The organism is Corallococcus aberystwythensis (assembly GCF_003612165.1).
Taxonomy (GTDB): Bacteria; Myxococcota; Myxococcia; order Myxococcales; family Myxococcaceae; genus Corallococcus; species Corallococcus aberystwythensis.
Window position 1 is genome coordinate 1 of the sequence record NZ_RAWK01000041.1, and the last position, 10,915, is coordinate 10,915.

A 10,915-nucleotide genomic window follows, 5' to 3' on the forward strand; every position below is an offset into this window, starting at 1 on the left:
TCAACACTTATAAGGCCGCCGGCAGCGTCAGATGTGAATAAGAGACAGCGATCTCCGCGAGCAGCGTGGAGAAGGCGTCGCTCGCCACGTCGCGGCGGCGCTGGAGGCCACCCAGGAGCAGCTCCTGGTCCAGGGGCACGCCCAGGGTGGAGCCGCCGCCCACGGGAATCTGGAGCGTCAGCTTGTCGGCGGGCATCGTCCACTGGGGACGCACCACCGGCCGCGGCGGCGTCACCGTCTCCGCGCCCAGCACCACGTTGCCGGTGAACGTCACCGGCGCCCGCTCCACGCGCAGGACGACGACGTTCACCGCGTCCAGGCACTGGCACCGGTTGCCACTGAAGACGGTGGAGTCCGCGCGGCGCAGGTACACCGCGCCCACGCCGCCCTCGCTGCGCAGCTCGTTGCCGGAGATGGCGGCGGAGATGACCGCTCCGCCGTTGCCCAACAGCAGCAGCGCGGGTCCTCGCGCGGTGATGTCATTGCCCTCCACCTGCACGCCCCGCTTCGCCTTCACGATGGGGCGCGGGAGGATGGGGATGGGCTTGACGAGGAAGTCCACCAGCGCGGGCTTCACCAGCGCCGCGGACGCCGTGAGGTAGCGCGAGGCCGCCGCGCTTGCGCTCAGTGCGGGCGCGAAGTCCGGCGCGGTGACCGTGAGCGCGCGGTTGAGCACGGGCCCGGCGGCGAACTTCTGCTTCAGCGAGCCGATCTGCACCAGGTCCTCCACGCGCGGCACCGAGGCGAGCGCGGCCACGACGGACGGCGCGGGCTTGCCGGGGACGGTGCGGCCGTCCGAGCCCGGCTTGGGCACCGGATCCGTGGCGAGGAAGGGCACGCGTGACAGCTTCACCACCAGGCCCGTGGGCAGCGTGTCGGTGACGACGAGGAGGCCCGCGCCGCCTCCTCCGCCGCCCTCGTGGCGCACGGTGTTGCCGCGCACCACCGTCTCCCCGCGCCAGTCGATGGCCACCTCGTGGAGCACCGCCTGCGGCAGCGAGTTGCCGCTCTCCAGGAAGACGTTGCCCTTCACCACCAGCTCGCCGGAACCGACGAAGGTGGCGACCGCCTGGCCCAGGCCGGGATCGCCCGCGGTGGGCAGCCCCGCGCACGCGAAGAGGTGGTTGCCGGAGACCACCGTCACGGACAGGTCCGGACGCAGCCGCAGGCCCGCCACCGCGCACGCCTCCAGCCGGTTGCCCTCCACGTCCAGCAGCGAGCCCGGGTCGGTGGGCGCCTCCGTCAGCAGGTGCCCCGCCGCGCCCAGGGCGGTGATGCCGGTGACGGTGTCTCGCACGGTGTTGTTCGCCAGCCGCACGCGGCCCTGCACGCCGGACACGAAGAGGCCGTCCGCGGGCAACGGGAAGGTGTCGAAGACGGGGTCCACCAGGTCGCCGGGGTCCGGGGCCTCACCGCGCGCCAGCTGCTCCAGTGACTTGCGCAGCACGTCCAGGATGCCGTCCAGCTCCTGCATCCCGGTGACGACGGCGACGAGCGAGGCGGAGACCTTGTCGGCGCGCTGGCGCAGGTACTCCTGGAGGCGCGCGACGCGTGACGCGTCGTCCTCGGCGGGGTCCAGGGCCTGCTCCACGGCGCGCAGGAGCACCGCGGCGGCGTGCAGCTCCGCCGTCACCGCGCTGGATTTGGCGATGGCCTCCGCGGCGGTGGTGGCGGGCTCGTCCACCAGCAGGTGCAGGGCCTGACGCGCGGGCGTGCCGCCGTCGCCGCTGTTGAGCGCCGTGATGGCCGCGCTCACTCGCTGGAGCGCCAGCGTGCGGAACTTCCCCTGCACGCCCGCGATGTCCAGCACGCGCTCGTAGTGGGAGAGGTAGAGCTGGAGCGAACCGGTGAGCACCGGTCCTGGCCCAAGGCCTCGCACCGCCAGCACCAGGGCGCCCAGGGCGGACACCCAGCGCTCCAGCGGCTCCGCCTTCACCGGCAGGGGCAAAGGAGGCATGGGCAGCACCGGGAGCACGTCCAGCGTCGTCACGCGGATGCGGTCCAAGAGCCCCCGGGCGATGGCCACCTGCTCCATGCGCTTCTGCGGCTGCGCGATGGCGGCGAGCACCGCCTGATGTGCCTGGAGCGACAGCGTGGACAGCTCCGCGTCACCGCTCACCAGCTCGCCCAGCTGCCCCACCGCGGTGCCGAAGGCGCGCAGCTGCTTCTCCACCGTGTCGTCGGACTCGGTGACGAGGCCCGCCGCCTGCCGGTCCAGGTTCGTGGTGTACAGGCCGATGGTGGCCGTGCGCCCCTGCGCCGCGACGCGCTCGGCGTCCTCCGGCGTGACCTCCACCGAGGGCAGCTGGCCCGTGGTGAAGTCCAGCACCTGCTTGAGCGTGGCGCGCATGCGCTCCACCACCGGCTGGATTTGACCGCCAGTGCGCTCCACGTCGCGGTAGTCCGCCTCCACCTGTGAGGCCAGCGCGGGGTGCAGTTCCTTGAGCTGATCCGACAGGGCCTCCTTGGACAGGCGCAGCTGCACGAGCACTTCCGTGTTCGCCTTCGCGCCCCGGGTGCCCGGCTGGAGCGGGAGCTGCTGCAACGCGGCCTCGGCGAACGTGCCGATGATGGTCTTCTTGGGGCCCACCGCCTGGCCGATGACGGGCTGCCGCGCGCGCTGCACCTGCGCCTCGCGCAGTGCCGCCACCTGGCTCAAGGCTCCGGCCAGGGTGACGAGGGCGGTCAGGTCGTCCGGCGCGCCCTGCACCCGGCCCAGGGCCGCGAGGAGGACCTTCCTCACCTGGGTGGGCAGGCCCTGTACCAGCGAGTCGAAAGCGCCCTTGATGCGCTCCGCGGTCTTCAGCACCGCGTCCTTGCCGGACACGGTGGCCAGGTCGAACTGCGCCACGGTGTCCCACGCCTCCTGGGACACGTCGTCCGGCGCGGTGAAGCTGGACGCACGCGCCAGCGACGAGCGCACCGCGTGCGACGTCTTCGTGTGGTCGTTGAAGCCCTGGGCGGCGCGCATCTCCGCCACGTCGTGCACCAGCGCGTCGATGACGTTGGTGGGCGTGGTCCCCAGGTCCGTCAGCTCCAGCGCCAGGGTGTCCAGCGGACCGTACAGCCCCCGGCCAATCTTCTGGCGTCCGTCCTCGTTCGCGCCCGAGTACTGCAACACGGTGGCGTACATGCCCACCACGGCGCCGTGCACGTCGGCGCGCTCCGGACGGACGGTGCTGCTCGTGACACTGAGCTGCTGGAGCACCACCGTGATGGGCGGCAGCTTCACCGGCCCCGTCACCGGCGGCGGCTGCGTCTTCGTCACCGGCGCGTGCACGCCTTCCACCTCATTGCCCTCCACCGTGATGCCGGAGCCGGACACGACGGCGATGCCAGCCGCGCGCACCTCCGCATCCGGGAGCCCGGGCGCGCCGTAAACCTCCGTCCGGCCCACCTGGAGCAGCCGGTTGCCTCGCACCTGCGCCTCGTCCACTCCGGCGAGCACCACCGCGCCCCGGAGCGTCAGCCGCTCCAGCCAGCGCAGGGCCGCGTCCAGGGGGGCTCGCACGCGGGTCGTGGCGTTGGCGAGCAGCGCCTCCACCAGCGGCCGGGGCCGCGCCTTCGCGTCCGCGCTCAGCGTGCCCTCCAGGCCCGGGTCCAAGCGGGACAGCGCCAGCGTGTTGTCCTCCTGCGACGGCACGTCCGCGAGCGCCACCTGTTCGAAGCGGTTGTCCTCCACGCGCAGGCGGCCCACCGCGCCGCCCGTGCCCCAGGTGCGCACCGCCGCGTCGCCCAGCGCGCGCACCACGTTGCCCCGGATGCGCACGTCGAACACCGGGTGCGGACCGCCCAGCAGGATGCCGAAGCCCGGCGTGGACTCGCCGTCGCCCTCGATGCGGTTGTCCACCACCTCCACGTCCGCGGCGGGCCGGCCGTTGGACTGGCCGTCATCCAGCCCGTCCCCCACGACGATGCCAGCCACCACGCCCAGCACCGACGCGGCGGGCACGGCGGGCAGGGAGATCCAGCAGTCGCGCACGCGCAGCGCCCGGCCCGACAGCTGGATGCCCACCTGGAACAGGCCGTCCGACACGGCGTTGCGGATCTCATTGCCCGCGACGTCCACGCCGTCGCCCGCGACCTGGATGCCCACGGCCGCCGAGCCCAGGACTTGATTCTCCGCCACCACCACGCGGTCCACCGGCCCCGCGAGCCCTCCCTCCGCCAGGTCCTGCACGAGGATGCCCACGTGGAAGCCCTGGACGCGGTTGCCGCGCACCTCCACTCCCGCCAGGCGCCCGTCCGCCACGTGGATGCCCGTGGTCGCCTCCCCCAGCGGCTGGAGCCGGTTGTTCGTGATGGCCAGCGCGTCCACGAAGAGGCCCGCGCGCGGGAAGGACGCGAGGAAGCGCTCCGCGAGGTACGGCGCATAAGGCGCCACCGCGATGCCTGTCGCCGCGCCGACGCGGTTCTCGTCGATGACGATGCGCGCGCAGGTGCCCGTCACGAGCACGCCCGTTGCCTCGGGCCCGGCCTGGTTCGCCTGGATGTGGCAGCGGCGCAGCGTCACGCCGCTGGAGTCCGCCAGCGTCACCACGCCGTGCGGCAGCGTCGCCAGCGCGTCGAGCAGCGGCTTCGCCTCCGGCACGTCCTCCAGTGGCTGCCCCGGGTGCTGGCGTTGCAGCTTGCGCAGCTGCACCAGCGTGGCCACCACGGAGCCCGCCGCGCGCCCCTGGCCGGGGACGATGGCCTTGATGCGGTCCGCGACCACGTCCACGAAGTCGGCCTCGGCGGACGGGTGCTTCACGTCGTCCTCTTCGAGCACCCGGTCGTCGTCCACCTCCACCAGCGGCACGAAGCGCCGGCCGTCCGTGGTGGCCACGCTCGCCTTCACCGCCTTGACGACGGGCTGGAGGCCTCCGCCAATCACCACGTCCTCGAAGGGGGCCTCCACCAGCCTGAAGTCCTCGATGCGCACGTCGCCTTCGAGGCCGCAGCGGTCCACGAAGAAGGCGCCGCCGGAGCCCTGGGTGCGCAGCTCGGTGGCCTCGCCGTCGCCCAGCAGGTGCACGGAGGACAGGTTGCGCAGGAGCACCGGGTGCTCCAGCTTGTAGCGGCCGGAGCGCACGAAGATGGAGCCGCCCTGCCCTCCCATCCGGTCCACCGCCGCCTGGAGCGCTTCGTCGCCGGTGATGCCTTCGAGCAGGTCCTGGTCCACGTCGCCGAAGCTGCGCACGCCGTCGCCCACCACCACCGTGAAGACGCCGGGGCCGATGACGCGCTCGGAGAGCTCCACCAGCCGGTCGCGCACCTGGGCGAGCGGCAGATAGCGCGGACGCAGGTCCTGGAAGGTGCGCACCGTGCCGCCCGTCACGCGCGCCAGTGGCACGCAGTGGTGCACCGGGCCGTGCACGGGCGCGCCCGTGAGCTGCTCCACTTCCCCCCGGGCCGCGCCGTCCGCCGCGCGCACTCGCACGGTGAAGGACCAGTATTCCGTCGCGCGGCCTTCCGTGTTGGCGAACGCCAGCGTGATGCCGTCGTCGAAGCGGTAGCGCACGTTCGGCACCAGCAGGTCGCCGCCGTCCCACCGGCGCACCACCGCACCCTGCGCGGGCGTGAAGGCCCGGCCCAGCGTGCCTCCCACTGGCAGCGAGATGGGGTCGGTGGTCAGCACGGCGCTCGCGTCCGCCAGCTCCAGCTTGCCCGTGTCCGCCTGGACGCCGCGCAGCCGCCGCAGCACCGGCAGCGACGGGCCCTCTGGCTGGAGCCGGGTGACGCGGTCCTCGATGACGACGAGGTCCCCCGCTCGCAGCTTCGCGGCGTTCTCGGGGGAGACCTGGAGCGTCATCGCGTCCGCCGCCGCGTTCGCTGTGAGCGGCAGCACCGTGGAGCCGTTGTCGCGTGACCAGAGCACCACCGGCTGCGCGCCGCCCCGGAAGAACTCCACGCGGAAGTGGAGGTTGTCGGAGCCCACGTAGCCCTCGCCCGTGGAGGCGTTCTCCGTGGCGAGGCAGCGGTCGCGGCACGGGTCCAGCGGCTCCGGCGGGAAGCGGTCCGGCAGCGCTCCCTTCGGGATGTTGGTGGTGAGGCGCGCACCACTGGTGGGAGTGGGCAGGATCTCCACGTCGGTGGCGGCCAGTCCCTGAAGTGCACGCACCTGGGTGACGAGGCGCAGGCGCACGGTGGTGTCCTGGCCGTCCAGCGCGGGCTCCTCCAGGAACGCGTCGTCGAGCTGGGTGGTGGTCTGCTCCCAGCAGTCGAGGAAGAAGAAGTGGTGCCGCGTGCCGTCCGTGGGCAGCACGGCCAGCGGGGTTGCTTCCGGCAGGTCCGGCTGCGCGGAGTAGCGCAGGTCCTGCTCCAGGAAGACGCGCACGCCGTCGAGCAGCATGCGGCCCGCGCCCGGCAGCGTCCCGTCACCGCCCCTTATAATGATATCGGCCCCCAGCGCCGCGTCCTCCACGCGCAGCGCGGTCACCCACGTGCGGGCCACGGGCGGCAGGCCCAGCACGCCCCAGGCGCTCAGCTTCGCCGGATCCACGGTGGCGAACGCGGAGACAGGGAAGCGCACGTCGTTCCAGCCGGTGGGACGCTGGCCCAGGCCGGCGGAGATGACCGTCTCGTGGCCTTCCGTGTCCGCGACCACCACGCGCAGGTCGATGAGCTCGTCGTCGGTGGGCGGCCGTTCGAAGCGCAGACCGATGACGAGCGCGGAGGCGGTGAATGCAGTGCCGTCCGAGCGCGGCACGGCCGTGAGATCCAACGGCGTGGGCAGCGTGCGGCGCAGCGCGATGTGGCCCCGGCTGCGCACCACGAAGGGCAGCGTCTCCGCGTCGTAGCGGTCCAGGCGCAGCTCGCGCGGGATGGTGCGCTCGTCGCCCACGGGCAGCCCCTGCCCCGTCCAGCCGAGCACGTTGCGGATGGGGTCCACGAGGTACGTGTCGACGATGCGGAAGCCGTCGTCGGGCGAGCCCTCGGCGACGTCGGCGGAGCGGCGGCGTGCGTCCACGGTGCGCAGCCGCACCTCCTCGTTCCAGTCGGCGTCGAGGCTCATGCGCCCCATCTGCTGGTAGACGCCGGAGAATCGCCGGGCTTCGTCGAAGCGGGACCTGGAGGTGTACGCTTTCACGGTCATGGTCGGCTCATCCGAATGAGGTCGTCCTGGCTTCGGTCGGCGTGGAAGGGCGTGACGCCAATGGGCATGCTGTCGTCGGTGCGCGCGTACAACTCGCGCTCGTGGTCGGAGCGCTCGCCGTGGGCACCGGGGACTCCGCCGCGCTCGGAGGCGTGGAGCGCTTCGGGACCGTTGTTGTCGCCGGGGACGAGGTAGCCCGGGTCCGTCTGGCGGTGCGACTGGAAGGACACGGTGTGCACCCGTGACTGGTGCGACACCGGGGGCTGTCCGCCGCGAGCGTGGAGGCTGTAGCGCAGCCAGCCCAGGTCCGGCCGGTCCGTGCGCACCTCACCCGCGAAGGCGCAGGAGGAGGCCTCCAGCACGCCCGCCTCCGTGGCGCCCAGCACCGTGCAGTGCCGCAGCCGCACGCTCGCGCCCGCGGCCCGGATGGCGACGGCGTCACGGTCTCCGGCGTCGAAGGTGCAGCCCGCGGCGATGAGGTGCACCCAGGGCGGCAGCTCGATGACGCCGACCATGCAGCCGTAGAGGCGTAGTTCCACGTCGGCGGGAGGCAGCGAACGCCGCGCGCTGATGTCCTGGTGCCCGCCGCCCGGCATCCACAGGCCCACCTGTCCGGGCGCGCCCAGGTTGCACCAGCGCAGGTCCGCCTGCCCTCGTGCGAGCACCAGCTCCAGCCGTCCCGCGAGCCACAGCCCCGCGAGCCATACGCGCGTGGCCGCGCTGCCGCCGAAGCCCGGGTAGAGCGCCAGCGAGAGCCCGTGCTCATCCGCGCCGATGCAGGGGACCGCGCCGGTGTCCGCGGCGAAGAGGGACAACCCATTGTCCAGGCCCTGGGACAGGCGCTCTGGCGGCAGACGCGGCGAACCGATGAGGCCCAGGACCGGGGGCGCTCCGGCGGCGAGTCCCGCCGCGACGGTCGCGACGATGGGCCGCTCCTGGCCTCCGGCCGCCAGCACTCCGCCCGCGCGCTCCGGGGAGATCCACGCGGTGACGGGAAGGCCAGTGCCGGAGCGGTCGCCAGGACGGTCCGGTGGGTCGATGAACGGGAAGTCCGGCTCCGCCCACGCGGCGGGCGGACGGCGATCCGGCGGAAGCAATCCCGCGCCCAGTGAAGCGCCCCGCCCTATCCGCGCGGAGACGGTGACGCGGCCCACGGGTGCGTCGTCCTGGAGCACGACGCGGCCCAGGCGCGGATCCACCGCGACGATGCCGGAGGCGATGCTCGGAGCGAGCGTCGTCCACGGGCCCAGGCTTCGCTGGCGCAGCTTGAACGGATGGCGCCCCAGCCGCCCGGGCACCGAGTAGCGCCGCGCGCCGCCAGCGACGGAGGCATCCCGCGAGTGGTACGCGCCACCGGGCCGGGAGTCGAGCGGGAGCGGCTGGCCCTCGCGCGGCTCGATGAACACCGCGCCGTCGTTGGCGACGTTGAAGCGCAGGAGCTCATCCGGAAGCAGCGCCAGCTCCGGCAGGAAGGCCAGGTAGCCACGCCCGCCCAACGAGAAGACGACCTCCGACGCGGGCAGCGGGACCGGCTCCACCAGGAGCACGCGTCCGTCGGCGTACAGCGCTTCGCCCGGAACCGGAGGGCTCGTGCCAGTGGGCTCCAGCGGCCCCACGACCCAGGCGCTCTCCCCTGCCTTCAGCGTCATCTGGCAGGGACGTGTCGTGTCCGCCCAGACGAGCGACTCCACGCCATCCGCGGTCGTTGCCGCGACGAGCGTGCCGGGCAGGTTCGCCGTGATGGGCAGTGGGGCCAGGGGACGCCAGGCAGGGCTCGCGGAGGCCGGGTCGCAGATCATCACCGGCACGGCCAGTTCGCCCGTCACGGCCTCGCCGCCCAGGAGCACCAGTCCTGGAGGCGTGCTCAGCAGCGTCGCGGCCTTGCGCTCCTGACGGTTGCGCACCGCATGGGGCCGCCACGGTCCACCCGCGACCGGCAGCGACCAGAGGTCTCCGGTGGGTGCGCCGCCCAGGTCACCGCCGAAGACGAAGAGCCGGCCGCCGCGCACGCACAGGCTGGGGGCCAAGCGCGCTGCGGGCTGCCGCGGGCTCGCGGTGTCCAGCCGCGTTCCTGCCGGCGTCGCGGTGTCCAGGCCCGTCACCGACCACACGCCCAGCTTCCCCGAGCCATCCGGCGCCACCAGCAACAGCGCGTCTCCGATGGCTGCCAGGGACATGCCCGGACCGTCCGGAGGCAGCGCGCCGCCCAGCTCCGCCACCTGCCAGGGCGCACCGTCGGCGCTCGCGTCGAAGCGGGCAAGGCGCAGGCTGCCGTCCGCGAGGTGCTGTTCGATGCGCGCGACCCATGGCGCACCGGCCAGGTCCACGCGGACGGCGTTGCTGCGGGGTGGTCCCTGACGGAGGCCCACGGTGAGCGTGCGCCACGTGCCATCCCCATCGCGCAGGCGAGGCTCACCGCTCACCCGTTCGACGAGGAGCGCCGCCGTGGTGCCGTTCAGGAGCTGGTTCGCGTCCGGCGTCACGGTGACGGTGTTCAGCGCGTCCGGGACCAGCTCCGTGGACAGGAGCACCGTGTCCGAGTTCTCGCGCGCGGCGAGCAATGTGAGCCGCCACGTGTCCCCAGGCGACGGCCGTCCCCGGTCCGCGAACCGGAGCGTGGGGGCGGGGCCCACGGGCGCGGTGGGCAGTGGGCCCCGCAGGAGCGGCAGCGCTTCCGGTCCCACCAGCGGAATGCCGTCGACGGAGACGGTGATGGCGTCCGCGCGCTCGGCGGCGTCGGCGTCCTCGGCCAGCGCGGTGGGGGTGAGCAGCATCGCCGCCGTGCGGCCCGTGGTGAGGGACGGAGGCGCGGGTTCATGGCGCGCGGTGAGGCCTCCCGTGAGGTCCGCGCGCTCCAGCGGCTTGAGCCACACCAGGGGGCCATCGCGGTCCAGCGGATCCACTCGGAAGCCCCGGTAGCCGTTGGGCAGGGTGTGCACGGTGGCCGGGGTGACTTCCTCCAGCTCCACGGGCGTCAGGCGCGCGGTGCGGATGAGCGCAATGTCTGGACGCGCCCAGCCCAGCAGGTCCAGCGTGCGAGGCGTCGCGGCGTGGCGGCCCGCGTCCGCGCTCCCCAGCCGGCGCAGGGCCTGGTCCAGCGTCTCGCCCGGGGCGATGCCAATGAGCGGGCCGCGCTCCGGGACACCGTCGCGGGGACGCTCGATGCCGGGCGAGCGGCGGGTGAGCGGATCCGCGAGCCCGATGGGATCCCACACCACCGCGCTGCGGCCGCGCCAGGGCAGCACATCATTGAGGTCCTGGGTCTCCAGCAGCGAGCGGAACGACTCATCCACCTCCGCGTCCCACAGGCTGGTGACGGAGAGCACCTCCTCCAGCGACGCGAGCGTGCCCTTCCGCCGGCGCCACGCCACCGCACGAGCCACCACGCCACGCTGCACGCGAGGGTCGTCGGTGAGCAGCCGGGCGCCCATGAGCTCCGCGAGCAACGGCAGCGCCTGTGCTCCCGCGCGCTCCACGAAGTGGTCATCCCAGAGCTGGTCCACCGCGCGGGCGAACGCGTCCAACTCCATGCCGAGAACGGCGAGCAACTTGAGAAACGGCTGGTCCGCGAGCGTGGAGTCTCGCGCCGCGTAGAGGCCCGGGAGGATCTGGATCAGCCGCTGGGAGGGAGGACTCATGAGGCCCGCACCTCCACGAAGAGCCGTGTCGCGGCCTCGCCGTGACGGCCCGCGTCAGCCTCACGAATACCCAAGCGGTACGCCCCCCGCCCGACCCGGTTCCAACCGGTCCGACAGTCGGACCAGTTACCAATCTCCGGGGCGAGCAGAGGCCCCCTCCAGCCACGGTGGGTGGCGGGACGGGTCCGACGGGGAGCGCCTG

The 10,915-nt window shown here is 73.3% G+C and carries 2 protein-coding genes; both read right to left on the reverse strand.

Translation table 11 applies throughout. The features are described from left to right. Nucleotides 1–7: 7 nt before the first annotated feature. The gene (locus D7W81_RS44640) at nt 8–7,075 is read right to left on the reverse strand and encodes a right-handed parallel beta-helix repeat-containing protein (protein WP_120554915.1); all 7,068 of its coding nucleotides are present in this window, start codon (nt 7,073–7,075) and stop codon (nt 8–10) included. After that, nucleotides 7,072–10,713: a phage tail protein gene (locus D7W81_RS08965; protein ID WP_120554916.1), complete on the reverse strand. Its 3,642-nt coding sequence runs from the start codon at nt 10,711–10,713 to the stop codon at nt 7,072–7,074. Before D7W81_RS08965 ends, D7W81_RS44640 begins: the two co-directional genes overlap by 4 nt. Nucleotides 10,714–10,915: the final 202 nt, after the last annotated feature.

What these genes read in the sequence shown, in the direction of transcription:
- D7W81_RS44640 (WP_120554915.1), bottom strand. Translation starts at nt 7,075, where the DNA reads ATGACCGTGAAAGCGTACACCTCCAGGTCCCGCTTCGACGAAGCCCGG.
- D7W81_RS08965 (WP_120554916.1), bottom strand. Translation starts at nt 10,713, where the DNA reads ATGAGTCCTCCCTCCCAGCGGCTGATCCAGATCCTCCCGGGCCTCTAC.